This window comes from Boudabousia liubingyangii (genome assembly GCF_001907245.1).
GTDB classification, from domain to species: Bacteria; Actinomycetota; Actinomycetes; order Actinomycetales; family Actinomycetaceae; genus Boudabousia; species Boudabousia liubingyangii.
This window is the reverse complement of the sequence record NZ_MQSU01000001.1, coordinates 75,128-101,622: the sequence shown is the minus strand read 5'-3', so window position 1 is coordinate 101,622 and position 26,495 is coordinate 75,128. Positions and strand designations below refer to the sequence as shown.

The window sequence follows — 26,495 nt, the reverse complement described above, 5'->3', positions numbered from 1 at the left end:
ATGCCGAAGCCCGCAAAGGGTCCCCGCCTGGGGGGCAGCGCTGCGCACGAACGCCTAATCCTGGCTAACCTCTGCCGCAACGTAATCGAACACCGTCAGATCGTCACCACCTTCACCCGCGCCAAGCGCGTTCAGCCGCTACTAGAGCGTCTGATCACCAAGGCCAAGCGTGGAGACCAGCACGCACGTCGCCAGGTCATCAAGGTCCTAGGCACCAACACCTCTAAGCGCGCTGGCCGTTTCGACTACACCCATGAACTCTTCGACGTCATCGTTCCCGCTATGGACGATGCTCGCGAAGGTGGCTACACCCGAATCATCAAGCTACCCGCTCGTAAGGGCGACCAGGCTCCGATGGCTCAGCTATCCCTAGTCATGGAAAAGGTTGAAAAGAAGGCTGCTGTAAAGTCTGCTGAAAAGACCGCTGCCAAGGCTGCTGAAAAGCCCGCCAAGGAAGAAAAGGTCGAAGCTAAGGAAGCCGAAAAGGAAGCTCCCGAAGCCGAAGCAACCGAAGCTGAATGAGTAACCGGTAGCCCAGCTACCAAAAACTCATAAAACTTTTAGTGTGCCCACCCGAAATACTCGGGTGGGCACACTGCTTTTCATTTAAGCTAGAGACCATGGAAACTCAGAGAATAAAGCTGCGCCTAGCCTACGACGGCACCAACTTCCGTGGCTGGGCCACCCAGCCGGGACTACGTACCGTACAAGGTGAACTTGAGGCAGCCCTGGCTCTGATCTTTCAACAAGAAATCCCCCTCACGGTTGCCGGGCGTACCGACGCTGGCGTCCACGCCCAAGAACAGGTCGCCCACTGCGATATCCCAACCAACGGTGCCGGTGCTCCAGATAAACTCCAAAATCTACCTGGACGCCTCGAAAAAATCCTCAAGATGCGTGCCCATCAGGCGAATCAGCCGGCCGGCGACATCGTCATCTACCAAGCAGAACCCGTGGACCCCCGCTTTGACGCACGTTTCTCTGCGCTGTCTCGCAGCTACAGTTACCAGCTAGTCGACCTGCGTGAGCGTCGCACTCCTTTCCAACGAGCCGGTGTGACCTGGCTAGAAGGTGACCAAGAACTTGACATATCGGCAATGCAGGAAGCGGCTGTTGACCTGCTAGGGGAGCATGACTTCCTTGGCTACTGTAAACCCCGTGAGGGAGCCAGTACGGTACGCACCCTGATCGTCCTCGACGTGATCCGACATGACAGTGGGGTAGTGGAGTTCAAGGTGCAGGCTGACGCTTTCTGTCACTCCATGGTCCGCTCGCTAGTAGGGGCCTTAATTCGCGTCGGCCAGGGGAAGGAACCCGTTACGTATCCGCGTACCATCCTTGCCCAAGCTTCCCGGGACGAGGCTGCTCCCATCGCTCCGCCTGAAGGCTTACGTTTGGCTCGCATCTACTATCCGGAAACCCCGGAGGAGTGGGCTGAGCAGGCTCAGCGCAGTCGCGTCTACCGCGGCTAGTTAACAATTTTAATCTGGTATAGTGACTTAAGGCCTACATCTTTATGTGGAAATTTTGGTGGGCCTAAATGAGGGAAGCACTAAGGTGTGCTGCCCGTCTAGAAAATCGCAGAAAAACTACCAGGAGTAACTATTTGACTCGCTTTGACCTTAGTGCCCAATCAGGCGAAATTACTATTCGTCCATTGTCTGCTGCAGATTATGAAGTATGGTTTACGGGCTTCGAGAACCGCGGCCCCTCCCAGAATCCCTATGATGACGGCAAGATGGACATGTCCATTTGTTCGCCTGAGTGGTTCGAGGGGTTAGTGGCAAAACATCAAGAGTTTGCTCTTGCGGATAAGCAGTACATTTTTGGGGTCTTCAATGAGTCTGGTGAACATCTGGGAATGCTTGATGTCGTCACGCTGGAACGTGGATCCTTTCAATGGTGCGAAATCGGGTATCTAATCCATAACCAGTTCTGGCGCCGCGGATACGCATATCACGCGTTACAGGCATTACTTAAACTGTTGGACACCGAGCTGAACTTCCATCGCGTGGAGGCGCATGTGAGTGATGGCAATGAACCTTCGATGGGCTTGCTGAAGAAGTTAGGTTTTACCTACGAGGGTGTGCGGAAGAATTTTATTTACGAGGGGGATGCCTGGGTAGATAAGCATATCTATTCTCTGAACCTGAACGAGCGAGAACCTAACTAGGGATGGCCGGTTTTGCGTATAAGGCCCTTTTGCGGGTTTAAGGGATGACTGTCGTAAGTTGGAATTTCGTGGCGTTTTAATTGCAAACTCGGGTTTTCTGAGACTACTTACACAGGCAATTCCTTTGACGCTCGGACCCAATTCGCGGTAGACTTCTAAAGTTGCATGTGTGGAATAGGTCTGTCAACGCCTCCCACTCGTTGGCTTTTCAACCACACTCAAACACGGAAAATACTTTGAAAATGAGAGTTTCGCGGTCAACGCGGACTCCTGACTAATGAAAAGAAGGCTACTAGCGTGCGCACTTATTCACCTAAGCCTGGTGACGCAAGCCCCAAGTGGTACGTCGTCGATGCGACTGACGTTGTTTTGGGTCGTCTAGCGTCTCATGTTGCCGTTTTGCTCCGTGGGAAGCACAAGCCGACCTTTGCTCCCCACATGGACCAGGGTGACTTCGTTATCGTTATTAACGCTGACAAGGTTGCACTATCCGGTAACAAGGCCGACACCAAATTTGCTTACCGCCACTCGGGTCGTCCCGGTGGTTTGACCGCAGTTTCCTACCGTGACCTGTTGGCAACTCGCCCTGAGCGTGCTGTCGAAAAGGCAGTCAAGGGAATGCTCCCGAAGAACAAGCTTGGTCGCGCTCAGTTGCGCAAGCTGAAGGTTTACGCCGGTCCGGAACACCCGCACGCGGCTCAGCAGCCCGAAGCGTTCGAGATTACCCAGGTAGCCCAGCAGTAATCTGCGGGCCAGGATAGAAAACGAGGAATACTGTGGCTGAGACCACCGTCGAAATCGAAGAGTTGGAAGAAGCTCCCAGCTCCTACACGTCTGAGACCGAGTCCGCTCCTGCGGGTCGCGGTCAGTCGCTGACGGCCCCCGGTGCAGGCCTGGGCCGCCGCAAGGAAGCTGTTGCTCGCGTTCGCTTGGTGCCCGGCACCGGCGAATGGAAGCTAAACGGCCGTTCCCTAGAAGATTACTTCCCGAACAAGCTGCACCAGCAGCTAGTTCGCGCCCCCTTCACTCTGCTAGACATCGAAGGCCGCTTCGACGTCATCGCCCGTATCCACGGTGGTGGCATCTCCGGTCAGGCCGGTGCTCTACGCATGGGCATTGCTCGCGCCCTCAACGAGATTGACCGCGAAGCAAACCGTCCCGCACTGAAGAAGGCTGGCTTCCTAACCCGTGACGCCCGCGCTGTGGAACGCAAGAAGGCTGGTCTAAAGAAGGCCCGTCGCGCACCGCAGTTCAGCAAGCGCTGATCCGGAAGCAATACGGAATCTTTTTACCCCCGGACGCAATCATGCGCCCGGGGGTAAACTTTATATTAAACATGTCGCTTTAGGCCCAAGTGCCTAAAATGAACCAAAACCTAAACCACCTTAAAGTGAGGAACTATGGCACGACTATTTGGCACCGACGGCGTACGTGGCCTAGCAAACCGAGACATCACCGCAGATCTTGCCCTCAAACTTGGCCAAGCTGCCGCCCGCTACACCCTAGAAAAGCTACCCGCCAAACGTCGTAACAGCGAACAAAAGCCCAAAGCCATCATCGGACGCGACACCCGCGTCTCCGGCGAATTCCTCTCACACGCCATCGCCGCCGGACTCGCCTCGGCCGGTATGGATGTCGTTCGCATCGGCATCGTGCCCACCCCCGCCGTGGCCTTCCTCATGACCAGCGGCGAATACGACCTTGGCGTGATGATCAGCGCCTCCCACAACCCCATGCCCGATAATGGCATCAAGTTCTTCGCCAAGGGTGGCTTCAAACTTGAAGACGCCGTCGAAGACGAAATCCAGGCACTACTAGAAAATGCCGAAGGTTGGGAAGCCCCCACCGGTGAAGGCGTTGGTGAAATCACCAGCGACCATGCTATTGCCGACCGCGCCTACGTCAACCACCTACTTGAAGCCTGCGACACCCCGCTCAAGGGCCTACGTATCGCAGTTGATTGCGCCAACGGTGCCGCCTCCTTCCTAGGCCCCGAAGCCCTACGTGAAGCCGGCGCTGACGTAGTAGTCATGAACGCTTCCCCCGATGGTCGCAATATCAATGATGACTGCGGATCCACCCACCCCGAACAGCTACAGGCTGTCGTCGTCGCCTCCAAGGCCGCCTTCGGTGTGGCCTTCGACGGCGACGCGGACCGCTGCCTAGCCGTCGACCATGAAGGCAACCTCATCGACGGTGACAAGATCATGGGTATGCTAGCCGTCGGCCTGAAGAAGTCTGGACGCCTAAACAATGACACCCTAGTCGTAACCGTAATGTCCAACCTGGGCCTCAAACTCGCCATGGAAAAGCAGGGCATCAAGACCGTCCAAACCGCCGTTGGTGACCGCTACGTACTAGAAGAGATCCTAGCTAGCGGACATGCCCTAGGTGGCGAACAATCCGGTCACGTAATCAACGCCCACTACGCCACCACCGGTGACGGTATCCTCACCGCCCTCATGATCGCTCGTGACGTGAAACGCTCCGGTAAGACCCTAGCTGAACTAACCAGCTTTATTCAGCGTCTCCCGCAGACCCTCATTAACGTTCCCAACGTTGATAAGAATGGTCTAGAAAGCGAAGTTATCCAGGACGCCGTAGCCAAGGCGGAGGCCTTCCTAGGCGACACCGGCCGTGTCCTACTACGCGCCTCCGGCACTGAACCGCTAGTTCGCGTCATGGTGGAAGCCGCCACCCAGACCGAAGCTGATGCTGCCGCCCAGCGTCTAGCTGACGTAGTCGCCAAAGAACTAGCGCTCTGACCTCTAAAAAGCCACCAATAGCTACTAGGTTCCGCTAGGTCTGAGTCCGGACCAAAAATCCAAAACCAGGCCTAGCGGAATCTAAAGCTAAAGCACCTTAAACCTAAACCCAGATCACCGTGCAGGGACATCCGCCCTGCTACCCGCAAAGGAAGCCATGGACCGTTTTCTAGACCTCGTGACCTCCCTCGCCGATAGCTGGCTGGTAGTGCCCATCCTGACACTGTTCTCATTCCTGGACGGATTCTTCCCGCCCCTGCCTTCAGAATCGCTCATCATCGCGATCGCCTCACTATCCCACAATGCCCCCACCGTGCCACTGTGGATCATCTGGATCTTCTGCGCCCTGGGAGCCACCGGCGGCGACTCCATCGCCTACCTGATCGGTCGCTATCTGCCGGTCCATAAGATCCCCATCATTAACCGTTTCGCTACCGAAGACAAAATGCGTAAGGCTCGCCGGGGATTAGACCGCCGTGGTGCTTCTGTACTTTTGGGTGCTCGCTTCGTGCCCATTGGTCGTATCGCGATCAACATGACCGCCGGCGCCGTACGCTTCCCCTACCTACGTTTCTTTGCCATCGACTTTGTTGGCTCCCTCATGTGGGCTGGCGTTTCCCTCTCCATCGGGTGGGGGACCGGAAAGTTCTTCAAGGGTCACCCGCTGCTCGGCATGATCATTGGCATTGCTGTCGGTATCGCCTTCGGCTTTGTGCTAGATAAGCTGCTAATGCTGATCAAGAGTTACTTCCGTGCCCGCGGCTACCAGTGGGCCCAGGAAGACCCGGAAGAAACCAAAGAAAACCCCACAGAACTGCCCATCAATGACATTGATGATGTGGAAGAGCCGCAACGAAAAATGGTGGTAGATCAAACAGCTGCTGACCAAGAAGAAGTATCGACTAAGTAGGATTACCTCGGTTACACTAACCTAAGATTAATCCGAACAGTCACCAAAACGTTGTTACTGTTCTTCGCTGCACCGGAAAGGGGAGCCTTTGTATCACTGGATGCACTGGGTCATGGGCGTAGTCCTTAGCTGGGCGGGAAGCTTCATGATCCTGCCAACCTTGATGCTCTTTTGCTTCATTGACGGTTTTGCGCCCATTCTGCCCTCAGAGACCCTGATCATCGCGCTCGCGTCACTCTGGCACACCGGTCAGGTGGTACCCCTGTGGTCCATCATTATCTTTGCCGTAATCGGCGCCTTCTTCGGCGACCTAGGTGCCTACCATGTAGGCAAGTGGCTCCCCGTCAGCAAGATTCCGGTTATTCGTCGATTCGCGACCGAGGAAGCCCTAGCCACCGCCCGCAACGCCCTGAACCGTCGCGGTGCCTCCTACCTACTAACGGCCCGCTTCATCCCGGTTGGTCGCGTCGCCGTAAATATGACCGCCGGGGCGGCACACTACCAACTGCGTCGCTTTATGCCCACCATGATCGTCGCCGACATCCTCTGGTGTTCTTTCAGCGTCATTATCGGTCTAACCGCCGGACGCTTCTTCAAAGGCCACCCATTCCTAGGCATGGTCATCGGGATTGCCTGTGGCATTACCATGGGTCTGATCATTGACCAGATCATCAGTCGCGTTACCGCGAAGAAAAACTCACAGCTTGCGCAAGAGGAGCTTGGAGACTCGGTGGTCTGAAGCCTTGTGAATGATTAGGTCGGCTCGGGAACGAGTCGGCCTAATATTTTGTACAAAGTTAACCAGGTTAATCTCAGTCCAGATCTGACGAGCCAAGGAAACCGCGGCCTCGTCATCCAAATCTGCGTAAGCACGGAAGAAGGAATCCTTATCCCGGAAGGCGCCCTCACGTAGACTCAAGAAACGATCCACATACCAGGACTCCACATCCTGATGGTGGGCATCAATAAAAATACTGAAGTCAAAGTAATCCGAAACCGCCAACGTAGGCTGGTGAGAATGCGGATTAATGCGCGGCGGCTGCAAAACGTTAATGCCCTCAACGATCAAAATATCAGGCTGATCAATGCTAATGAACTCATTGGGGACCACATCGTAAATGACGTGCGAATAAACCGGAGCCTGAACGTGCTGCTGACCGGACTTGACCTCAGCCAAGAAACGCAGCAACGCATGACGATCATAAGAATCAGGGAAGCCCTTGCGACCCAGCAGGCCCCGCTCCTCAAGTTCCTTATTCGGCAGGAGGAAACCATCGGTGGTAACCAGATCAACCTTCGGTGTCTGATCAAAGCGCTGCAACAACCGCTGCAAAGCGCGAGCAATCGACGACTTACCGACCGCAACCGAGCCTGCAATCCCCACCACGAAGGGGACCTTAGTTTCCGGCTCAGAAAGGAACTGACGACGCTCCTTCGCGATCTGACGCTGACGCTGTACGTAAATCTCAATCAGCTTCGAGACCGGACGGTAGATCGCATCAACTTCCTTCAAGTCAATGGGGTCACCCAAACCGGCTAGTTTCTTAACTTCCTCGTCGGTCAAGGGGAGTTCAGTATTCGGCGCCAGGCGAGCCCAATCCTCGCGGGAAATAGTCAAAAACGGCGAAAGATGATCACTGCCCTCAAGCAATTCATTCTCTGCATTACCCAGGGCGATAATCGCCTCACCTAGTGCGCGCTGTGAAGTCATGGGCACATTTTTACACGATTCCGCGCACCATCCCAACGCCAAAGCAGATTTTGGGCCGTCAAATACCGCACACTAAAAGTCCCCAGTTTCAACGTGGCGCGTTCGCATTGACTGCCTGAGAGTGAGAAACTAAGGCCATGAAACTTCCCGACAGCTACCCAGCAACCGCGCTGGTCAACCTGGGACACCTACGTCATAACCTGCGGCACCTGCGAGCCTGCGCCCCTGACTCCCAGCCCCTAGCTATCATCAAAGCCGACGCCTACGGGCACGGATCACTACCCGTTGCCCTGACCGTTCTCGAAGAAGGCGTCAACTGGCTAGGACAAGCCCAAATCGGCGAAGCCCTACACCTGCGGAAAGAACTCGACAAAGCCGGTGTCCCCAGCTGTCTAGACCCAGAAGGCCCCCGCCTCTTCACCTGGATTGTGAACGCCGACCCCGCCGGGAAAGGCCCCAAACAACTCAGCAAAGCCATCATGCGCGGCCTAGATATTTCGGCCTCGAACCTAGCCGAACTAGAAGCCATCCTGGCCGCCGGAAAACGCGCCCGCGAAAAAGCCCAAACTGAAAAAACCAGCGCTAAAACCAAACTGCCCAAAACCGGTCAAAGTGAAATGCTGCCCCCTCGGCAAGCATATTTGGCAGCTGGCTGCCCACCCCCGCGCGTGCACCTAAAAATCGACGTCGGCAACTCCCGCGCCGGATCCCCCGCAGCCGTCTGGCCCGAACTAGTCGCCCAAGCCGCCCGCGCTGAAACAGCCGGGCAACTACAGGTCGTAGGCATCTGGTCGCACCTACAAAGCGCCGACGAAGCCACCCCCGAAGGGATCGAACGAACCAACCAACAGATCGCCCGTTTTGAACAGGCCGTGCAGGTAGCCCAATCAGTAGGCCTTGAAAACAAGATCCTGCACCTGTCAGCTACTTCGGGTGGACTCTGGCACCCGCGCGCGCACTATGACCTAATCCGGTGGGGGATTGGCCTCTATGGGCTCTCACCCGACCCGGCACACCCGCGAACCCCGGACTTCCTGCGTCCCGTCATGGAACTATCCGCCCCGCTACTTTCCGTAAAGCGCGTTCCGGCTGGCGAGGGCGTTTCCTACAATGCCACCTGGACCACCCCGGGAGACCGCTGGCTAGGACTAGTTCCCCTTGGATACGCAGACGGCATCAACCGACGTGCCTCTAACCGTGCGAAAGTCTGGGCTCGCCTAGAAACCGGCGAACTCAAAGAATTCCCAGTCGTTGGACGTATCTGCATGGACCAGTTCGTTATCGACCTAGGGCCCGCCGACCAGCCCGCCCCGCTGGCACGCGGCCAGCGGATCTACCTATTTGGCTCCGGGGAACCTGACGGACTGCCTTCCGTCGATAAATGGGCACAGGCCATCGACACTATCAATTACGAGGTCGTAACTACCCTAGGCCCACGTGTACCGCGCGTTTACTGGGAACCCGCAAACCGAAGCACCACGGAAACTATGCGCTGCTTGACAGAAACTGGGCTCAACCCAGAAAACGGCGTAGAATCTTCGGGCAAGTAAAGCAAAGAGGGAAAGATAAATGACGGTCGTATTCAATACGTCTGACGCTGACGAAACGAGGGCGCTGGGACGTGCCCTAGCCGAACTCGTCCAAGCCGGAGACCTGCTCATGCTCTCTGGCGGGCTTGGAGCCGGCAAAACCACCTTCACCCAGGGCTTAGGTGAGGGCATGGGAGTCCGAGGCCGCCCGACCTCGCCTACCTTTATCATCGCGCGCGAACACCCCAACCCCAATGGGCCCAACCTGATCCACGCTGACGCCTACCGGATTACCGACCTAGATGATCTAGAGACCCTAGACCTGGATGCTTCGCTCGAAGAAGCCGTCACCGTCGTCGAATGGGGTGAAGGGAAGACCGAGGCTATGAGCCCTGACCGCCTAGAAATCCTCATTGGACGTGAGGAAGCCGGCGTCGCCACCGACGACCAGGACGTAATCGACCTAGCATCCGCCGATGATGGCAAACGACGAATCGTCTTCACCCCCGCCTCCAGTCGCTGGGATGAAGCAGCCCTAGCGAAGCTGGCAGAAATCGCCCACCTAGCACCGGCCCAAATCGAGGAAGAGAAATAATGAGTACTCGTTTCTTATGCATTGACACCGCCATGGGATCACGCGTGGCGCTAGTGGACGGGGATGAAGTAAAAGCCGCCGCCCAAGCGCTCTCTGCCCGCGCCCACGCCGAAGCCCTGATGGGCCTAATTCACGAAGTTTGTGGACGCCCCGAAGGAGAATCCCTCAAGGGCTGCTTCGACGCGATTGTCGTAGGTCGCGGCCCCGCCCCCTTCACTGGACTACGTGCCGGCCTAGTTACCGCGCAGGCCCTGGGCTTTAGCTGCTCAGTTCCGGTCTACGGAGTTTCCGCACTTGATTTGGCGGCACGATGCGCACTTGACCAGCTGGATCCGGCCGGGCAGCAGGGGAGTGAAGTACTGGCACTACTTGATGCGCGCCGGAAAGAACTATACGCGGCACGCTTCCGCGCCCAGGGTACAGACGATGTCCAGCTGCTTGACGAATACCAGGTAGTTGCGCCTGCGGACTTGGCCGCTCAGGTTCCGCCGACCGAAGAGCTTCCTCGGGTGGGTCCGGCGGCATCCCTCTACTCTGAGGTAGTCGGGGCCGGACAGGTTGAGGCGTACGAGGTTGCCGGGCTGGCTCGGATTGCACAAGCCCGTCTAGGTGGTGCCACTGGGATGGAGCCGGAAGGCAGCCAACTTGCCGCCGTAGAAGCTGCGAAACTTGCTGAATTTAACCTAGAATTGACCCCACTTTATTTACGCCGCCCCGACGTTCAAGTGTCTAAAAGCACCAAAAGTGCGTTAGGGTAGTGATACATCAATACACCGGTTAAGGAGCAATCATGCCTAACTATCTTGAAGATGCGCGCCATGCTGCGGAAGTGACCCCCATGCCCGCAGGCTTCTGGATTAAAGCGCTTGACGAGGATGACCTGCAGGATGTTTGCCGGGTTGAGCAGACCGTCTTCCCGCGTGAGGCATGGAGTGAAGTTATGCTTCACGAAGAACTGATCGGTCCCTTCCGTGTGTACGTGGGTGTTTTTGACGAGAATAACCAGATGGTTGGATACGCCGGTACCATGCACTCGCCGGAAACCGCGGAAATCATGACCATTGGGGTGATTCCCGAAGCGCGTGGACACGGGCTAGGCAAAGCCATGACCCAGGCCCTGATTAATGCTTCTCGAATCTTGCGGACGGACTCGATCTTCCTTGAGGTGCGCGAACGTAACCAGGTTGCCCAAACCCTCTATGAAGAGATGGGATTCGAGGAAATCTCCCGTCGTCCTCGTTACTACCACAACCCCACTGAAGACGCGGTAATCATGCGTTTGCTGCTGGATTACTGAGTTAAAAAGTCAGCTAAATCGCTAGTAATGCTTTTTTGAAAAATAAAGTGTTACGTAAAGCGCCCTAATTGCATCCGATTTTTGCGCCACTGTGCCAGAAAATCGGGTGCAATTTTTTCTGTCATTAAATGGGTATTTTTCCCAAAATATAGCGAAAATAAGGAATTGTCGAAGGTGTTTTTCTGACTGGCGGGACTTCTGGCCCACAGGTTCTTTGGTGAGGCTCAGGTAACTTAGATACGTGGCCAATAACAAAGCATTAACTCAGAAGAAACGACGCAGCTGGAACACCACTGTTTTCCTAAAGCAGCTGATGGCTATTTCCGGTCTGTTTTTCGTCGTATTTATCCTATTCCATTCCTACGGCAACCTGAAGATTTTCGCAGGTCCGGAGGCTTACAACGGGTACGCTCACCACTTGCGCACCATGTTCATGCCCATTCTTCCCTATGAGGGTCTACTTTGGATCCTACGTGTGGGCTTGATTGTGTTCCTAGTGGTGCACCTCTACGCTGCAGCTGCTACTTGGAAGCGTTCCAACCGCGCCCGCGGTTCTCGTTACCAGGTCAAGAAGAGCGCTTCTAACGCTTATGCTGCACGCACCATGCGTTACGGCGGTGTAATCCTAGGCCTGTTCATCATCTTCCACTTGCTGCACTTCACCACCAAGACCATTCAGGTCGGTGACAAAGCCGCTTATGCCGCCGGGGAAGTAGACGGCGTCTCCCAGGCTCCGTACCTAATGATGCAGACGACCTTCTCCCACTGGTACATGGTTCTTGTGTACGCCTTGGGTGTTGGCGCTCTCTGCCTACACATCGGGCACGGTATCTGGTCCGCACTGCAGTCCTTCGGCTGGCTACGTAAGAACACGAAGAGCCTGATCATTATCATCTCTGGCCTAGTTGGCCTACTGGTCTTCGTAGTCTTCATGGCTCCGCCCCTATACCTGCTATTCACTGGTGGTGTTCACTAAAATGTCAGACCTAATTGACGGCCTATACCGCGAAGGCGAAAAAATCGCGGATACCAAAGCACCGACCGATGTGCCCCTATCCCAGGTCTGGGAACAGCGTAAGTTCAACGCCAAGCTAGTTAACCCCGCTAACCGCCGTAAGCTCTCGGTTATCATCGTGGGTTCCGGTCTAGCCGGTGGTGCAGCAGCTGCCTCCCTAGGCGAAATGGGCTACAACGTCCAGTGCTTCTTCTACCAAGACTCCGCTCGCCGTGCGCACTCCATTGCCGCACAGGGTGGTATCAACGCCGCTAAGAACTACCGTAACGACAATGACTCCGTTTACCGTCTGTTCTACGACACCGTTAAGGGCGGCGACTACCGTGCACGTGAATCGAACGTGTACCGCCTAGCTGAAGTTTCCGCCAACATCATCGACCAGTGTGTTGCACAGGGTGTTCCCTTCGCTCGCGAATACGGCGGCCTACTCGACAACCGTTCCTTCGGTGGCGTACAGGTATCCCGTACCTTCTACGCTCGCGGCCAGACAGGTCAGCAGCTGCTAATCGGCGCTTACCAGGCCATGGAACGTCAGGTCAAGGCCGGTACCGTGAAGGAATTCCCCCGTCACGAAATGGTCGAACTGATCGTCTCTGATGGTCGTGCCCGCGGCATCGTAGCCCGCGACATGTCCACCGGTGAGGTCAAGACCTTCACCGCTGACGCCGTCGTGCTAGCCACCGGTGGTTACGGTAACGTCTTCTTCCTCTCCACCAACGCAATGGGCTGTAACGGTACCGCTATCTGGCGTGCACACCGCAAGGGCGCCTACTTCGGCAACCCCTGCTTCACCCAGATTCACCCGACTTGTATTCCGCAGCACGGTGATCAGCAGTCCAAGCTAACCCTAATGTCCGAATCCCTCCGTAACGACGGCCGTATTTGGGTTCCCAAGAAGGCTGAAGACTGCGAAAAGGATCCCCGTGACATTCCCGAGGAAGATCGCGACTACTACCTAGAACGCATCTACCCGGCATTCGGTAACCTGGTTCCCCGTGACGTAGCTTCCCGTAACGCTAAGAACGTCTGCGACGAAGGCCGCGGCGTAGGCCCGAAGATCGACGGTGTCGCCCGTGGCGTCTACCTCGACTTCTCTGAAGCTATCGAGCGTATGGGTAAGGATGCTGTTTCTGCAAAGTACGGCAACCTGTTCGACATGTACCAGCGCATCACCGACGACAACCCCTATGAAGTACCGATGCGTATTTACCCCGCCGTCCACTACACCATGGGTGGCCTCTGGGTAGACTACGACCTTCAGTCCTCCATCCCGGGTCTATTCGTTGCCGGTGAAGCTAACTTCTCTGACCACGGCGCTAACCGCCTAGGTGCATCCGCCCTAATGCAGGGTCTATCTGATGGCTACTTCGTCCTACCGAACACCATCAACGACTACCTAGCAGCAGGCCCCTTCGAGAAGCTCGGTGCCGACAATGTTGACGTCGAAGCTGCCCGCAAGGAAGCTCAGGATCGCATCGACCGCATCATGGCCATCCAGGGCACCCGTTCCGTGGACTCCATCCACAAGGAACTGGGCCAGATCATGTGGGAATACTGCGGTATGTCCCGTAACGCTGAAGGCCTAAAGCTAGCGATCGAAAAGATCCGCGAACTCCGCAAGGAATTCTGGACCAACGTTCGTGTTCCCGGTAAGTCCATCGGTGAACTAAACCAGTCCCTAGAAAAGGCCGGCCGCCTAGCCGACTTCCTAGAACTGGGCGAACTAATGTGCGTGGACGCACTACACCGCAGCGAATCCTGTGGTGGTCACTTCCGTGAAGAATCCCAGACCCCCGAAGGTGAAGCAAAGCGTAACGACGCTGACTACACCTACGTGGCCGCTTGGGAATTCGGCGGGGAAGACCAGCCGCCGGTCCTGCACAAGGAAGACCTCGTTTACAAGAACATCGAGCTTAAGGAGCGTAGTTACAAGTGAACATTACACTACGAGTTTGGCGCCAAAATGGTGCAGACGGTGAGGGTGCGCTGCATGACTACAAGCTCACCGGGATCTCTGAGGATTCCTCATTCCTGGAAATGTTGGATGTCCTAAACGAAGAACTCTTTGCCCGTGGTGAAGAACCCATCGCATTCGACTCCGACTGCCGTGAAGGCATCTGTGGTCAGTGTGGTCTAGTCATCAACGGTGTGCCTCACGGTAACGAAGGCCCCAGCGCTGACGACAACACCACCACCTGCCAGGTGCACATGCGTCACTTCAAAGATGGCGAAACCATCACCATTGAACCTTGGCGTTCAACCGGTTTCCCCATCATCAAGGACCTGGTTGTTAACCGTTCCGCTCTGGACCGTATCATCCAGGCTGGTGGCTACATCTCGGTTAACACCGGTGCTGCCCCCGATGCACACGCTACCCCCGTACCGAAGCCCGATGCTGACCGCTCCTTCGAAGCGGCCGCCTGCATTGGCTGTGGTGCTTGCGTAGCAGCCTGCCCCAACGGTTCCGCCATGTTGTTCACCTCTGCTAAGGTCACCCACCTGGGTCTCCTACCGCAGGGTAAGCCGGAAAACCTATCCCGCGTTACCAACATGCTGAACCAGCACGACGAAGAAGGCTTCGGCTCCTGCACCAACATTGGTGAATGCGCCGCAGTTTGCCCCAAGGGTATCTCCCTAGACAACATTGCCTTCATGAACCGTCAGCTAGCCAAGGCTGTGCTGAAGGGCATCTGAGCCATTTTCTAGGCCACAAAAAGCGGCCCTGATTGATCACACTGGTCAATCAGGGCCGCTTTACATTTCAGCCCAACCAGTAGACGGTAGTAGACTGGAGGGCGTGAATAAGACAGAAACTGAACCTCTAGTCCTTGGTATTGAATCCACCTGCGACGAAACCGGCTTTGCCCTTGTACGCGGTCACGAATTACTAGTCGACCGCACGTCCTCGTCAATGGACCAGCACGCCCGCTACGGGGGCATCATCCCCGAAATCGCCTCTCGGGCACATCTAGAGACCTTCCTGCCCACCCTCGAACAAGCTCTGGCCGAAGCCGGGGTAAAACTGGAAGAAATCGACGCGGTAGCCTGCTCTGCCGGACCTGGACTAATCGGTTCACTGACTGTCGGAAACTGCGGCGCGAAAGCTATTGCTGCCGCCCTAGGTAAACCCCTTTACGGCCTAAACCACGTAATCGGGCACCTAGCCGTCGACCAGCTAGTAGACGGCCCCTTCGATGGCCCGTTCATTGGCCTGATCGTCTCTGGTGGCCACTCCAACCTACTACTAGTCAATGACATCGCCACTGATATTGTCGAACTGGGCGGTACCCTAGATGATGCCGCCGGCGAAGCCTTCGACAAGGTCGGCCGCCTACTGGGCCTACCGTACCCCGGCGGCCCGCACGTGGACCGTCACGGCCAGGCCGGTAACCGCGAAGCCATCAAATTCCCCCGTGGCCTCTCACGTCCCAAGGACCGGATCGAACACCGCTGGGACTTTAGCTTCTCTGGCCTAAAGACTGCCGTGGCCCGTTACATTGAAACTCTTCAACGCGAAGGAAAAGAACTCCCGGTCGACGATATTTGCGCGTCCTTCTCTGAGGCCGTAAACGACTCCCTAACCTCGAAGGCAATCGACGCAGCCCTAGAACACGGTATTAAGACTGTGGTCATTGGTGGCGGATTCTCTGCTAACTCCCGTCTGCGTGAGCTGCTAAACGAACGCGCAGAGGCTGCTGGGATTGAAGTGCGGATGCCGCCACTGCGCTACTGCACGGATAACGGTGCCCAAATCGCCGCCCTCGGGGCAAACCTAGTGGCAGCGGGCCTACCGTCCTCGCCGCTAAACTTCAGCCCCGACTCTTCCATGCCGCTCAACCAGACGCATATCGTCGAAGTCTAATATCTAAGGATTTATTGGTTCCTAATCGTAGTTCGGAGCGCTTTAACCTAGTGGTTCGCACAGAAACGCTAGATGGTCCTCTCCAACCCGGGCGCAGATAATCGCCCCGTGTTGATGAGCGCTCTCATGACCACGTTGAGCAGTTTTCCGTTTAGCTGCCTTGCCTTTCTTTTTCCCACCCAGGCCAAGCTGCGTGCGTAGCTGTTCCGGAACCACCTGAACCCCGCGGACCAGAATATCTACCTGATCCCAACCTAATGCCGTCACGCGCTGCTTTAAGGCTTTAGGTTTTAAAGCCTGAACTTCAAGAACTTTAAATCCCTGAATGCTGGCCTTAAAAGCGGGATCAGAAGGGATCTCCTGTCCCGCAGGCAGGACTAGATAGGCAAGGTGCTCATCAAGTAGGGACAGCCCATAGTCCTCACAGAAGCTAGCCAAAGTCCCCGACCTGACCAGGGCCGGATCAGGTTCAAAAAGGTAGTCACCCGGTGCCGCCTGGTGGACCCGGTCTAGATGGACTGGTTCCGCCTGCGGGTTCCGACAGTCACTGTCCATGAAACGATAGGTATGGTCGGAAGTTAAAATAACCGCTGAACGACCGGGCCCACCCTGAAGTTCAGCCAGTTTTCCAGTTAGGATGCAGGCTTCTACCAAAGAACCGGCGACGGAAAGATAGGCGACGTGGGAGTCGGCCGGAAAATGTTCCCGTGCTAGACCGGGAGCTACCTTGATCATCAGATTAGGGCTGACTTCCCGCAGGCTTAAGAGCTGGGGGAGCGGCGGTAGCCACTGATCTGGATGGATCAGGCGTTTGCCGTTAGTACGCCGAGCCGGGTCGGCGAACAGGCCCTGAGGGCGGGGTACTAGTTTGGCGACCTCGAAAAGGTCAGTGTTATGAACGGTAGCCTCAGGGTAGGGGGCTAGATTAGCCTTGGTCAGCGCAGCGGTCTCGGGGTCGATTTCGAAGGCCTCAACCTTTAGGCCGTGCTGCGCGTTGGCTAGTGATTCTGTGCCCACCCCGCAGCCGAGATCGGCAACGTGCGTGATACCGGCTTGGCGCCACTGTTGGGCGTGCCAGTTTGCAATCAGGCTCCTAGAGGCCTGCTCGAGCCCATCGATGGTGAAGTACAGGTTTTGAGCTTGGGGACCAAACTTGGCTTGCGCTTTGCGGCGTAGTTCAACCTGGGTCATGACGCTGGCTACGACCTCTGCTTCGTAGCCGGCAGAACGCCATTTTTGAGCGATCTGCAGTGTGTTTTCGGGTGAGAAGTCGCCCAGCTGCCCCAGTAGTTCTTGGGCTGCTGGGCTTAGGATTACAGGTTCGCTCATGTCATATATTTTAGGGCCTAATAGTAGATTCGCCGAGGGCGATTAGCTTTTCACATTTTGGCAGTCACCTTGCATGAGTGCTAACCATAGGGCTACTCTAGTAGATGTTGTAAACGAACTCGTTCTACAGGTACTTTGGTTTGACCCCCGCGACGGCAAACTAGCGTGCGATGTAGAGCCTCAAAACCAAGTGAGGATCAAATGGCGAACATTAAGCCCCTCGAAGACCGCGTTGTGGTGCAGCAGCTGGAAGCTGAAAAGGTCACCGCTTCTGGCCTAGTGATTCCGGATACCGCCACCGAAAAGCCCCAGGAGGGCAAGGTCGTAGCCGTAGGCCCCGGTCGCGTAGACGACAAGGGTAATCGCATTCCCGTCGACGTCGCTGAAGGCGATGTCGTGATCTACTCCAAGTACGGCGGCACCGAAGTCAAGTACGCTGGACAGGAATACCTAATCCTGTCAGCTCGCGACATCCTAGCCGTTGTCGAAGGCTGATAAGCACTTTTAAAGATCCGTTGGTTCGAGTCATAGGGCTCAAACCAACGGATTTTTTTATGCCAAGTTAAACACTTTTAGGCGCTAATATTTGCGTTGCGAAAGACTGTGGATGAAACTGCTGGAATGACAATTACCAGTAGAGCGAATACGACTGTGGCTGACAATCCAGCAGGTCCGAAGCGGAAAACCGGATTTCGTCCCGAGATTCAGGGGCTGCGCGCAATCTGCATGATGCAGGTTTTGCTCTACCACGCGTGGCATGTGGGATCACCCATTGGGGTTGATGCCTTCATCATGATCTCTGCCTACCTACTAACCGGCAGTCTGGTGCGACGGATCGAAAAGGGTCAGATCCCCGGGCTCATTGATCGTTGGACTCAGTTATTTAAACGACTTCTACCACCGCTAGTTGTCACGGTCATGGGAACCCTAGGCCTGGTGCTGGTGCTTTTGCCACCCGCCCGCTGGCCCGAACTGGTAGAGCAGGGGATCGCCAGCGTGCTCTACTTCCAGAACTGGCTGCTGGCAGCTCAATCCGTTGACTACTATGCGGTTGACCCCTCACACCTGAGCCCCCTGATGCACCTTTGGTCCATGTCAATGCAGGGACAGGTTTTCTTGCTCTGGCCATTACTTATCATTGGCCTGGGCTGGTTGTCGAAGAAATACGGTTGGCGAATCCGCCCGCTAGTAATCACCCTAATGACCCTAATTACGGTCGCCTCATTTACCTGGATGATGATTTACCGCAATCCTCGTCCGACCGATATCTACTTCGATACTCGTTCCCGACTATGGGAGTTTGCGCTGGGTTCACTAGTGGCACTATTGGCCATCTGGCTGCCCAAAGTGGCCTGGGTCCGGAACCTAGTCAGTGTGGTGGGTGTGGGCGTCCTCGTCCTCTTTGCCCTAGTAAAAATCGGCGCCTACCCGGGTCCCTTCGCGATTCTACCGATGGCGGCAACCGCCTTTATCCTCGCGGGTACGGCTCCGGTTCCCGTCACCAAAACCGGTATGAAAGACCTGCGTCAGGGCAATCCCGTAATCTGGTTCCTATCCTTTAAACCGCTGGTCCGTTTTGGTGATGTCTCGTACGCGCTCTACCTGGTGCACTGGCCCATCATCGCCCTCTACCTACAGGTCCTAGGAAAAGAACACCTAGGGATCTTTGAGGGACTATTCCTACTAACGGTCTCCGTCGGGCTAGCCATTTTGATGACCGACCTGCTTGATGACCCGTTACGTAACTGGTCGTGGGTCAACCGCAAGACGGTAAATAAGTCGATCATGGTTGCGGTCAGTCTGACCGTGGGCCTGCTAGGGACCTTCGGGATTCGTCACCAGGTCAATAGCTACCTAGCCCAGCAGGCCAGCGCCGCCGGTAGCTCAAATGACGCCGCGGGCGAGGAAGCGTTCAAAGAACACCCCGGCGCGCACATTTTCGAAATGGACCTAAAGGACCAAAAATTTAGCGCCTTACCGATTCCCACCGCCGGTGATGTGGCGGATGGAAAACAGTGGTACGGCCTAGATGAGGGCTGCGCTCAGATGCCCGGTCATGAAAACATGGGGGCGGAAGTCTTAAAGGGATGTTCCTGGAATAAGACTCAGAATCCGGAAAAGAAAGTGCTACTAGTGGGTGACTCCCACATGGAACAGTTCGCCCCCGCTATCGTGGGAGCTTTTGAGAAAGATAAAACTCAGATGCAGCTGCTTCTCAAGGGCGGCTGTGAGTACGGTGCCCATCTGGTGCCTGAGGATGAACTAGAGGCTGAACCGGAGTGTCGTCAGTGGTCCGAGGAAGTACATCAGTGGATCAAATCCCAGAAGCCTGACCTGGTCTTCCTGATCTCCACCAAGTCGCACCCGGACGGCCCAGATACTGAGCGTCCCGGTGTGCTACCGGCCCTTCGAGAGTTGGACGAGGAAGGCCTGAAGGTTGTGGGTCTGCGTGATAATCCGCGCTTCGCCTTTAATATGTACGATTGTTCTTCGGCGCGTGACGGTGAACAACCGGGGGTGACCCTTGGTGGCTGTTTCTATCCGGTGAACAAGGTTTATGCTCCGCAGATGCCTGACCAAAAGCTTCGTGAGCTCAGCGCCTATCATGCGGTTGATTTATCGGATCAGATTTGCGCCGGTGGTACGTGCCCTGGAATTGTCGGTAACCGATTCGTCTATCTGGACGATAACCACCTGACGGTTGACTACGCTCTTTCCCTGCGTGAAAGCTTCCAGCAGCGACTGGACCAGGCGCTAGGGGAGTGAGTGATCCACGAGGGCGTTGTGGACTTTTAGTTAAAGCTTTGGGGCCAGCTAGGTAGACTAGCTGGCCCCAAAACAATTTATTTAAAAATTTGAATCTTAAAAACTAGGCGCTCTTACGATCATGCGTACTCAGATGAGCACGACGCTCTTCTTCGGTCATGCCGCCCCAGACACCGTAGGGTTCACGGACGGAAAGAGCATGCTCCCGGCATTCTTTAATAACGGGGCAGGTTGCGCAGATGGCCTTAGCGTTCTCTGCGCGACGACGACGGGTAGAACCACGTTCGCCCTCAGGGTGGAAGAAGAGCTCGGTATCCATTTCCCGGCAAGCGCCCTCGTACTGCCATTCCCAAAGGTCCATGACGGGACCGGGAAGGCGGGAAGCATCAGTCATACCGGAGACTCCTTAATGAGGATAGGGATTTGGATGATTAGTAGAACCAATCGAACAGATACCCACTTTAACAAAGAAGAGTATTGAAAAACAAGAGCCTTAAGAGGTGAGGTGTAGCGCTTTAAAGTGTCATAACTTAGAGTGCCGATAGATTCCTGGAATTGTTATCGCCTTGCAATCAAAATTGTTTGAAAAGTTTTCTTCTTAACTTGACCCAGGCCACAATCTTCGCTAGTTTATACGTATCACCAAAATGGCGTCATGCACATGTGGTGCACCGTTTGGTGAAGCTTCTCAAGGAAGAGGAACATGCTAAAGAAATCCAAACTTATTACCTTAGCGGCTACCACCGCTTTGTTGGTTACCCCGCTGGCAGCGTGTGGTTCGTCCAGTGAGGGCGGCAGCACCACTGAAGGGTCAGGCGCAAAGACCACCATTACCTACTTCTCTTGGGCTAACTCCAAGAAGATGGCCAAGCTTGTAGAAACCTTCGAAAAGGCTAACCCTGACATCAAGATTGATATGTCAAGCGCAGCCGGTGGCGCAAACGAGTATGTCCAGACCCTAATTACCCGTATTTCTGGTAACCAGATTCCGGACGTCTACCACATCTCCACTGCTACCAAGCATGACATTATCTCCGGTGGTTGGGCACGTGACCTAACCAATGAGCCCTTCATGAAGGGCCTAGACCCGACCGGTGTCGCTCAGTACACCGTAGACGGAAAAGCCTACGGCATGACCCCCACCGTTTGGATGGGTACCATCATCTTCAACAAGAAGCTCCTCAAGGAAGCCGGCTACGACAAGGTTCCTACCACCCTCACCGAATTCAACGACATGGGTAAGAAGCTGCAAGAAAAGGGCATCGTTGCTTACATGGAAGACCCGGGTGTGATCTCCGGTTCCTTCATCCCGATGCTAGGTGGCTGGTACGCAAAGAACGCTCCGGCTAGCGACAAGCAGCTCTTCGACGGTCAGGAAACCTTCGAAAAGCAGTGGACCCCGCTACTAAAGCAGTGGAACACCCTAGTCGAGACCGGCACCATGCCTAAGACCGTGGTTGGCGTCCCGCAAGACCAGATCTTCCAGGAATTCCTAGCTGGCAAACTAGCCATGTACCGCTCCGGTATGTGGGACGTAAAGCAGATCAAGGAAGCCGGCATCGACTTTGAAGCCGCTCCGTTCCCGGCCCTAGAAGGCGGCGAAGCATTCGTTGGTGGTGGCCCTGACTCGCCATTCGCCATCAGCTCCAAGATCGACGGCAAGAAGCTAGAAGCAGCACAGAAGTTCCTAACCTTCGTTAACTCGGAAGAAGGCCTCAAACTGCTAGACAGCGAAGTTGGTCAGCTCTCCTCCTCGGCTAACTACAAGGCAGAAGTACCTGCAGAATTCAAGGATGTATACGAAAACTACGTCCAGAAGGGCAAGTACTACTGGCTGAACTGGCCCAAGAACGGTCCGGTCATGGCCAAGGAAATGACCGCCCAGTTCCAGCTCATGATTCAGGGACAGGCAACCCCCGATCAGGTTGCTGGTGCTCTAGACAAGAAGTGGACCAAGTAACCTAGCCCGTTACTAAATCCGCAAATCCAACCTTCTGCCGGGTCCCAGCAAAACCTGGGGCCCGGCAGCCTCTTCAACGGCGAATAGGACTAGCACATGGTGAACACGCTTAGCCAGAAACCCGCTGGTGGCAAAAAGAGAATCCGACGATCAAGAACCTTCTGGGAAAACCTCCACTCCACGGCATTTATCATGCCGATTGTGATTGTGTTCTTGGTTCTAGGAATCCTGCCACTGATGCAAACCTTCTACTTCTCACTGACGGACTTCAATGGGATCAATCCCAATATGCACTTCGTGGGACTGCAGAACTACCGTGACGTACTAAATAGCGGCCAGCTCACCGATGGTCTCTACTTCACCCTGCTTTTCGCTATCGCGCACACCATCCTAACCACGGTGTTGGCCATCCCCCTAGCGGTAGTTCTAAACAAGAAATTCTTCGGCCGAAACTTCGCTAGGTCAGTATTCTTCTTCCTTGGCGTACCCTCGATGGCCATCCTTGGTCTAGTCTGGCGCTACATCTTCTCGCCGCTTTCCAGTGGCGCCCTAAACCACGCTCTAGCTACCTTCGGGATTGGCCCACAGCCTTGGCTAGCAGATGCCACCATGGCACAGTGGTGCATTATTTTCGTTTCCGTCTGGGCCGGTGTCGGCTGGCACGCAACTCTCTACATTGCCTACCTGCAGGCTATCCCCGGTGACCTATACGAACAGGCCCAGGTTGATGGTGCCAGCTCAAGGCAACAGTTCTTCCACATCACGCTACCGCAGCTGATCCCCGCTATCGTCGTCTCCACCTTCCTGTTGATGACCGGTGGCCTGAAGGTATACGACATGCCTTATGCCATGACCAAGGGCGGTCCGGGCTTTGCCACTAATACCGTTACCCAGTCAATCGTTGACCAAGGTATTGCCCAAGCGCAGTACGGTATTGGTTCCGCTCTAGTAGTAATGTTCACGCTCGCTTCACTGCTGGTGGTGCTGCTGCAAATGCTTGCCGCCCGCGCCGTTTCAAGGAGGTTTGCATAATGTCTGAAACCAAAGTAACCCCAAAGCGCGTGAACCCTAACCACCTCGACGAAGCGCTGCCCGAGCTTGACAACAGCACGCCTCCCGTTAACAACTCCAAGCGCAGTAAAGAAGAACATATCCGGTACTGGATCCGGACCGTGTTGGTCCTAGGCCTGACTGCGATCGTCATGCTGCCGCTGTATTACATTTTTGTCTCTACGTTTAAAACCCAGACAGAAATGGCGCTTTCTCCATTCGCGCTGCCGAAGAGTTTCTCACTTGAGAACTACAAGACCGTGTTTACCTCCCTGCCGGTTGGGCAAGCATTCCTGAATACCATCATTGTGACCGTCAGCGCGGTTGCCTTCCAAGTATTCATTGGCTCGCTAGCTGCCTACGGAATGATTCTGCGTAAGACTTGGTTCACCTCAGCCGTTGGCGCAGTCCTGCTAGTTGGCTTCACCATCCCTGTTCAGGCGACCTTGATCCCCATCTATCGCATGGAAGCTCACTACCACCTCACCAACTCCCTAAAGGGCCTTATCATCGTTTACCTAGGCAGTGCCGTATTCTGCTACTTCCTGATTGTGGGATACATGCGGAAACTACCGATGGAACTAATCGAAGCTGCCCGCATCGATGGTGCTGGACCATGGACCATCTACTGGCGGATCGTGTTGCCGCTGATCCGTCCTATCCTAACCACCGTGGTGGTCTTCCAAACCCTTGCGACCTGGAACGACTTCCTGTGGCCGAATATTCTACTGTCCTCTGGTGACCGTCAGACGATCGTGCTTCAAGTATTCAACGCCGTGGGTGAGTTCTCTACTGACTGGCCACTATTCATGACCATTACCGTCATTGCGCTAGTCCCCGTGATGATCTTCTTCGTCTTCACCCAACGTTGGATCGTTGCCGGCCTCATCTCTGGCTCGGTCAAGGGCTAAAGGGAAGAAAAAATGAAACCAAACTTCCTGTTTATCCTCACGGATGACCAAGGCCCCTGGGCAGTCCCGTGGAAGATGCCCGAACTGAAAATGCCAAACCTCAACGGCCTAGCCGAAGAAGGCAAAGTATTCGACCAGTTCTACTGCGCTTCCCCGGTCTGCTCACCGGCCCGGGCCTCCCTGATGACAGGAAGAATGCCCTCTGCGCACGGAGTCCATGACTGGCTAGCCATTAAGGACCAGCCCTACCCGCAATCGCCCCGCTACCTCGAGGGGATTGACACCTTACCCCAGCTCCTGCAGGGTGGCGGCTACTACTGTGGTCACGCCGGCAAATGGCACCTAGGGGATGCCTCCCAGACCCCAGCTGGCTTTGACTACTTCTGGTCCCACCGCTTTGGGGGAGGCCGCTACTACCAGGCACCAACCTGGGAGGACGGCCAAAAGAGTGAAGAACCCGGTTACTTCACCGATGGAATCACCCGCCACGCCAAAGAGTTCTTCGAACAGTACCAAAACGAGGGGGAGGGGAAACCCTTCTACCTGCAACTTTGGACCACCGCCCCGCACGATCCGTGGGATTCAGAAAACCACCCCGAAGAGCTCCTTGCAGAATACGAGGGGTGCGAATTCCCCAGCGTCCCTAAGGTTCCCGCCCACCCATGGACCCGGGCCCGGATGCAACAGTTCAACTGGGCCTTCGCTGACCCGAATCGGGCCCTAAAAGGCTACTGCGCCGCCCTTGGGGGTGTGGACCGTCTGATCGGTCAGGTCCGTCAGCAGCTTGAAGCATACGGCCTAGCAGATAACACCATCATCATCTACCAGGCAGATAACGGTTTCTCCTGTGGGCACCACGGTGTCTGGGGTAAAGGTAACGGCACCTATCCATTGAACTTCTGGGAAAACTCCGTGCAGGTTCCCTGCGTGTTCTATGTGCCGCCCGCCCTCAAAACTGAACTGGGAGTCACGAATCTAGAAAGTGACCAAGCGCCCGCCAGTGCCCTCTCATACCTGCCCACCATCTGTGACTTTGCCGGGGTTGCAAAACCCAGCGACCCGCTCTGTGATGCCCCGTCCCTGCGGCCGCGTTTTGAAAGCCCAGCGGAAAATGCCGGCCAAAAGGACACAGAGGAAAACGCCGCTATCGCCGTGTTTGATGAGTATGGTGGCGGCCGAATGATCAAGAAAGGCAACCACAAGTTGATCTTGCGTCTTCAGGGCCCAAACGAACTCTACGACCTCGCCTCCGACCCCAAGGAAGCCAATAACCTGCTGGAAAGCGAAGGCGAACAGGCGCGGATTCAAGCCCTCAAAGCCGAACTCGAAGAGCAGCTTGAAAAGTTCTTCTACACGCACCACACCCAGGCTTTTGACGGTTACCAACTACCCGTGACCGGCTGTGGACAACACACGCCACTATGGGAAGACAAAGGGGAACGAGCCTTCCATCAGGGACTCACCACCGAGGCAGAACTGGCCGCGCACCCAGAAATCGAAACCGATTTCAGTGGCGAATACTGGTGGCGCTAAATCACAAACTAAGTGAGGCGAATCAGCCTCGTAGATTCCAATCGACGGTGGTCTCACGACGATGGAACGGCGGCGCCTTCAAAAGGGTCGTCACACACGGAACCTGCGGGTTCTCCAGCCGACTAATCAAAGTCTGCACCGCCATCTTAGATTGCGTAATCGCAATCGTGGAAACATTACTTAAAGGACGCGGATACTCACACGCCGCATGATTTGAACAGTAACCAACCAGCGATACGTCCTCACCCACGCTCAAACCGGCCGCCTCTAACAAACTATAGGCCTGACTGCACGAACGAGGGGTGCGCGTGACCACCGCTAAACGCTCATGTTGATCCGCTAAAATCTGCGGCAAAGTAGCTTCCATCGCCTGCCACGAGTCATTCCGGGGCCGGAAAACCTGAAGTTCTAAACCATGCGCAGCAGCTGAATCAGTTAGGCCCTCAAAAAACTCAGCCACGAAGAGGTGATCCTCAACCTCATGCTCGCTGCCACCTAAGACCGCCACCGATCGATGGCCCGTAGCCACCAAATCCCGAATAATCTGATCCGCCGCATAGCGGGCATCGACATCCACAATATCCAGATCAACTGAACGCTCCGGGCGGCCCATCAAAACCACCGGTAAATGCATCGACTCAGCCAGGGGGATGCGCTCATCATTGCGGGAAATATCCATCAAAATAAAACCGTCGCAAATCCCGCGCCGAGACAACTCCTCTAGGGCTGAAGCCGAGGGAGCCCCGGTAGAAAGTACGACCTCGTAACCAAATTTCTGAGCCTCTTGCGTAATGGCATTAATATAGGGGACCGTTTCGAAGGCGTCTGAGCCTTCGGCAAGGTGCACCATCAAAACCAGCATGCGAGTTTTTGCGGTGCGCAGGGCGCGGGCCCCACTGTGGGGGTGGTAGCCCAGAACCTGCATGGCTTCCTCGACCTTTTTGCGGGTAGCATCAGAAATCTTCTTACTACCGGTAATGACATAAGAGACCGTACTTTGAGAGACCCCGGCGTATTGGGCGACATCTTTACTGGTGGGTAAGGAGGAACCTTTTTTCATCTTTGAAGCCATATCAATAGTCTAGTTTA

Annotated in this window: 26 protein-coding genes; 22 read left to right on the top strand and 4 right to left on the bottom strand. The window is 55.4% G+C overall.

Features of this window, described 5'->3' with window-relative positions; all coding sequences use genetic code 11:
* The 8 genes from rplQ (at position 1) to BSR28_RS00455 (ending at position 6,587) form a co-directional block, all read left to right on the top strand.
* Entirely contained in the window at positions 1 to 522 is a 522-nt protein-coding gene (gene rplQ, locus BSR28_RS00490; protein WP_073708624.1) for a 50S ribosomal protein L17, read from the top strand.
* 98 nt (positions 523 to 620) lie between these two features.
* On the top strand, positions 621 to 1,472 hold the full coding sequence (gene truA / locus BSR28_RS00485) for a tRNA pseudouridine(38-40) synthase TruA (protein WP_073713027.1): 852 nt from the start codon (positions 621 to 623) through the stop codon (positions 1,470 to 1,472).
* Between the two features lie 134 nt (positions 1,473 to 1,606).
* On the top strand, positions 1,607 to 2,173 hold the full coding sequence (locus BSR28_RS00480; RefSeq protein ID WP_073713026.1) for a GNAT family N-acetyltransferase: 567 nt from the start codon (positions 1,607 to 1,609) through the stop codon (positions 2,171 to 2,173).
* A 297-nt stretch (positions 2,174 to 2,470) separates the two neighbouring features.
* A complete protein-coding gene (gene rplM, locus BSR28_RS00475) occupies positions 2,471 to 2,917 on the top strand; it encodes a 50S ribosomal protein L13 (protein ID WP_073708626.1) in 447 nt (148 codons plus the stop codon).
* Between the two features lie 32 nt (positions 2,918 to 2,949).
* Positions 2,950 to 3,438: a 30S ribosomal protein S9 gene (rpsI, locus tag BSR28_RS00470; protein WP_073708627.1), complete on the top strand. Its 489-nt coding sequence runs from the start codon at positions 2,950 to 2,952 to the stop codon at positions 3,436 to 3,438.
* Between the two features lie 135 nt (positions 3,439 to 3,573).
* Positions 3,574 to 4,938, top strand: coding sequence for a phosphoglucosamine mutase (glmM, locus tag BSR28_RS00465; protein ID WP_073708628.1), 1,365 nt, complete (start codon positions 3,574 to 3,576; stop codon positions 4,936 to 4,938).
* 157 nt (positions 4,939 to 5,095) lie between these two features.
* Positions 5,096 to 5,848, top strand: coding sequence for a DedA family protein (locus tag BSR28_RS00460; protein WP_073708629.1), 753 nt, complete (start codon positions 5,096 to 5,098; stop codon positions 5,846 to 5,848).
* A gap of 145 nt (positions 5,849 to 5,993) precedes the next feature.
* Positions 5,994 to 6,587: a DedA family protein gene (locus BSR28_RS00455; RefSeq protein WP_158020312.1), complete on the top strand. Its 594-nt coding sequence runs from the start codon at positions 5,994 to 5,996 to the stop codon at positions 6,585 to 6,587.
* On the opposite strand, the gene coaA is transcribed toward BSR28_RS00455, so the two are convergent.
* Positions 6,546 to 7,559, bottom strand: coding sequence for a type I pantothenate kinase (gene coaA, locus BSR28_RS00450; RefSeq protein WP_083562810.1), 1,014 nt, complete (start codon positions 7,557 to 7,559; stop codon positions 6,546 to 6,548). The two genes, BSR28_RS00455 and coaA, sit on opposite strands and share 42 nt — an antisense overlap.
* Positions 7,560 to 7,696: 137 nt before the next feature.
* On the opposite strand from coaA, the gene alr reads away from it, so the two are divergent.
* The 8 genes from alr to tsaD all read left to right on the top strand — a co-directional run bounded on the left by alr (position 7,697) and on the right by tsaD (position 15,857).
* Positions 7,697 to 9,109: an alanine racemase gene (alr, locus tag BSR28_RS00445; RefSeq protein ID WP_073713025.1), complete on the top strand. Its 1,413-nt coding sequence runs from the start codon at positions 7,697 to 7,699 to the stop codon at positions 9,107 to 9,109.
* Positions 9,110 to 9,128: 19 nt separating this feature from the next.
* Entirely contained in the window at positions 9,129 to 9,683 is a 555-nt protein-coding gene (gene tsaE / locus BSR28_RS00440) for a tRNA (adenosine(37)-N6)-threonylcarbamoyltransferase complex ATPase subunit type 1 TsaE (protein WP_073713024.1), read from the top strand.
* A complete protein-coding gene (tsaB, locus tag BSR28_RS00435) occupies positions 9,683 to 10,441 on the top strand; it encodes a tRNA (adenosine(37)-N6)-threonylcarbamoyltransferase complex dimerization subunit type 1 TsaB (protein WP_073713023.1) in 759 nt (252 codons plus the stop codon). Before tsaE ends, tsaB begins: the two co-directional genes overlap by 1 nt.
* 32 nt (positions 10,442 to 10,473) lie before the next feature.
* Positions 10,474 to 10,980, top strand: a complete 507-nt coding sequence (rimI, locus tag BSR28_RS00430) for a ribosomal protein S18-alanine N-acetyltransferase (RefSeq protein WP_083562808.1) — start codon at positions 10,474 to 10,476, stop codon at positions 10,978 to 10,980.
* 241 nt (positions 10,981 to 11,221) lie between these two features.
* Positions 11,222 to 11,956 carry a succinate dehydrogenase cytochrome b subunit gene (locus tag BSR28_RS00425; protein WP_073708634.1) on the top strand — a complete coding sequence of 245 codons (735 nt, stop codon included), beginning with the start codon at positions 11,222 to 11,224 and terminating at the stop codon, positions 11,954 to 11,956.
* A gap of 1 nt (position 11,957) precedes the next feature.
* Complete coding sequence (locus BSR28_RS00420; protein ID WP_073708635.1) at positions 11,958 to 13,931, top strand: fumarate reductase/succinate dehydrogenase flavoprotein subunit; 1,974 nt, start codon at positions 11,958 to 11,960, stop codon at positions 13,929 to 13,931.
* The gene (locus BSR28_RS00415; RefSeq protein ID WP_073708636.1) at positions 13,928 to 14,689 is read left to right on the top strand and encodes a succinate dehydrogenase/fumarate reductase iron-sulfur subunit; all 762 of its coding nucleotides are present in this window, start codon (positions 13,928 to 13,930) and stop codon (positions 14,687 to 14,689) included. Before BSR28_RS00420 ends, BSR28_RS00415 begins: the two co-directional genes overlap by 4 nt.
* Positions 14,690 to 14,792: 103 nt before the next feature.
* Positions 14,793 to 15,857, top strand: a complete 1,065-nt coding sequence (tsaD, locus tag BSR28_RS00410) for a tRNA (adenosine(37)-N6)-threonylcarbamoyltransferase complex transferase subunit TsaD (RefSeq protein ID WP_180372197.1) — start codon at positions 14,793 to 14,795, stop codon at positions 15,855 to 15,857.
* 42 nt (positions 15,858 to 15,899) lie between these two features.
* Here the strand turns inward: tsaD and BSR28_RS00405 are convergent, their stop codons facing one another.
* Positions 15,900 to 17,186, bottom strand: a complete 1,287-nt coding sequence (locus BSR28_RS00405) for a class I SAM-dependent methyltransferase (protein WP_073713022.1) — start codon at positions 17,184 to 17,186, stop codon at positions 15,900 to 15,902.
* A 201-nt stretch (positions 17,187 to 17,387) separates the two neighbouring features.
* Between BSR28_RS00405 and groES the strand changes: the two genes are divergently transcribed.
* Complete coding sequence (groES, locus tag BSR28_RS00400; RefSeq protein ID WP_073708639.1) at positions 17,388 to 17,681, top strand: co-chaperone GroES; 294 nt, start codon at positions 17,388 to 17,390, stop codon at positions 17,679 to 17,681.
* A 126-nt stretch (positions 17,682 to 17,807) separates the two neighbouring features.
* Complete coding sequence (locus BSR28_RS00395) at positions 17,808 to 19,952, top strand: acyltransferase family protein (RefSeq protein ID WP_143237519.1); 2,145 nt, start codon at positions 17,808 to 17,810, stop codon at positions 19,950 to 19,952.
* 103 nt (positions 19,953 to 20,055) lie between these two features.
* On the opposite strand, the gene BSR28_RS00390 is transcribed toward BSR28_RS00395, so the two are convergent.
* Positions 20,056 to 20,346, bottom strand: coding sequence for a WhiB family transcriptional regulator (locus BSR28_RS00390; RefSeq protein WP_073708641.1), 291 nt, complete (start codon positions 20,344 to 20,346; stop codon positions 20,056 to 20,058).
* 309 nt (positions 20,347 to 20,655) lie between these two features.
* On the opposite strand from BSR28_RS00390, the gene BSR28_RS00385 reads away from it, so the two are divergent.
* The 4 genes from BSR28_RS00385 to BSR28_RS00370 all read left to right on the top strand — a co-directional run bounded on the left by BSR28_RS00385 (position 20,656) and on the right by BSR28_RS00370 (position 25,406).
* Positions 20,656 to 21,912 carry an ABC transporter substrate-binding protein gene (locus BSR28_RS00385; RefSeq protein ID WP_073708642.1) on the top strand — a complete coding sequence of 419 codons (1,257 nt, stop codon included), beginning with the start codon at positions 20,656 to 20,658 and terminating at the stop codon, positions 21,910 to 21,912.
* A gap of 192 nt (positions 21,913 to 22,104) precedes the next feature.
* Positions 22,105 to 22,944, top strand: a complete 840-nt coding sequence (locus BSR28_RS00380) for a carbohydrate ABC transporter permease (RefSeq protein ID WP_073708768.1) — start codon at positions 22,105 to 22,107, stop codon at positions 22,942 to 22,944.
* Positions 22,944 to 23,873 carry a carbohydrate ABC transporter permease gene (locus BSR28_RS00375; protein WP_083562801.1) on the top strand — a complete coding sequence of 310 codons (930 nt, stop codon included), beginning with the start codon at positions 22,944 to 22,946 and terminating at the stop codon, positions 23,871 to 23,873. The genes BSR28_RS00380 and BSR28_RS00375 overlap by 1 nt, the downstream gene beginning before the upstream one ends.
* Positions 23,874 to 23,885: 12 nt before the next feature.
* Positions 23,886 to 25,406: a sulfatase-like hydrolase/transferase gene (locus BSR28_RS00370; protein ID WP_073713020.1), complete on the top strand. Its 1,521-nt coding sequence runs from the start codon at positions 23,886 to 23,888 to the stop codon at positions 25,404 to 25,406.
* Positions 25,407 to 25,428: 22 nt separating this feature from the next.
* On the opposite strand, the gene BSR28_RS00365 is transcribed toward BSR28_RS00370, so the two are convergent.
* Entirely contained in the window at positions 25,429 to 26,478 is a 1,050-nt protein-coding gene (locus tag BSR28_RS00365) for a LacI family DNA-binding transcriptional regulator (protein ID WP_073708644.1), read from the bottom strand.
* Between the last annotated feature and the right edge of the window lie 17 nt (positions 26,479 to 26,495).

What these genes read in the sequence shown, in the direction of transcription:
- rplQ (WP_073708624.1), top strand. Translation starts at nt 1, where the DNA reads ATGCCGAAGCCCGCAAAGGGTCCCCGCCTGGGGGGCAGCGCTGCGCAC.
- truA (WP_073713027.1), top strand. Translation starts at nt 621, where the DNA reads ATGGAAACTCAGAGAATAAAGCTGCGCCTAGCCTACGACGGCACCAAC.
- glmM (WP_073708628.1), top strand. Translation starts at nt 3,574, where the DNA reads ATGGCACGACTATTTGGCACCGACGGCGTACGTGGCCTAGCAAACCGA.
- BSR28_RS00460 (WP_073708629.1), top strand. Translation starts at nt 5,096, where the DNA reads ATGGACCGTTTTCTAGACCTCGTGACCTCCCTCGCCGATAGCTGGCTG.
- BSR28_RS00455 (WP_158020312.1), top strand. Translation starts at nt 5,994, where the DNA reads ATGATCCTGCCAACCTTGATGCTCTTTTGCTTCATTGACGGTTTTGCG.
- coaA (WP_083562810.1), bottom strand. Translation starts at nt 7,559, where the DNA reads ATGACTTCACAGCGCGCACTAGGTGAGGCGATTATCGCCCTGGGTAAT.
- alr (WP_073713025.1), top strand. Translation starts at nt 7,697, where the DNA reads ATGAAACTTCCCGACAGCTACCCAGCAACCGCGCTGGTCAACCTGGGA.
- tsaE (WP_073713024.1), top strand. Translation starts at nt 9,129, where the DNA reads ATGACGGTCGTATTCAATACGTCTGACGCTGACGAAACGAGGGCGCTG.
- tsaB (WP_073713023.1), top strand. Translation starts at nt 9,683, where the DNA reads ATGAGTACTCGTTTCTTATGCATTGACACCGCCATGGGATCACGCGTG.
- rimI (WP_083562808.1), top strand. Translation starts at nt 10,474, where the DNA reads ATGCCTAACTATCTTGAAGATGCGCGCCATGCTGCGGAAGTGACCCCC.
- BSR28_RS00420 (WP_073708635.1), top strand. Translation starts at nt 11,958, where the DNA reads ATGTCAGACCTAATTGACGGCCTATACCGCGAAGGCGAAAAAATCGCG.
- BSR28_RS00405 (WP_073713022.1), bottom strand. Translation starts at nt 17,186, where the DNA reads ATGAGCGAACCTGTAATCCTAAGCCCAGCAGCCCAAGAACTACTGGGG.
- groES (WP_073708639.1), top strand. Translation starts at nt 17,388, where the DNA reads ATGGCGAACATTAAGCCCCTCGAAGACCGCGTTGTGGTGCAGCAGCTG.
- BSR28_RS00395 (WP_143237519.1), top strand. Translation starts at nt 17,808, where the DNA reads ATGACAATTACCAGTAGAGCGAATACGACTGTGGCTGACAATCCAGCA.
- BSR28_RS00390 (WP_073708641.1), bottom strand. Translation starts at nt 20,346, where the DNA reads ATGACTGATGCTTCCCGCCTTCCCGGTCCCGTCATGGACCTTTGGGAA.
- BSR28_RS00385 (WP_073708642.1), top strand. Translation starts at nt 20,656, where the DNA reads ATGCTAAAGAAATCCAAACTTATTACCTTAGCGGCTACCACCGCTTTG.
- BSR28_RS00380 (WP_073708768.1), top strand. Translation starts at nt 22,105, where the DNA reads ATGCCGATTGTGATTGTGTTCTTGGTTCTAGGAATCCTGCCACTGATG.
- BSR28_RS00375 (WP_083562801.1), top strand. Translation starts at nt 22,944, where the DNA reads ATGTCTGAAACCAAAGTAACCCCAAAGCGCGTGAACCCTAACCACCTC.
- BSR28_RS00370 (WP_073713020.1), top strand. Translation starts at nt 23,886, where the DNA reads ATGAAACCAAACTTCCTGTTTATCCTCACGGATGACCAAGGCCCCTGG.
- BSR28_RS00365 (WP_073708644.1), bottom strand. Translation starts at nt 26,478, where the DNA reads ATGGCTTCAAAGATGAAAAAAGGTTCCTCCTTACCCACCAGTAAAGAT.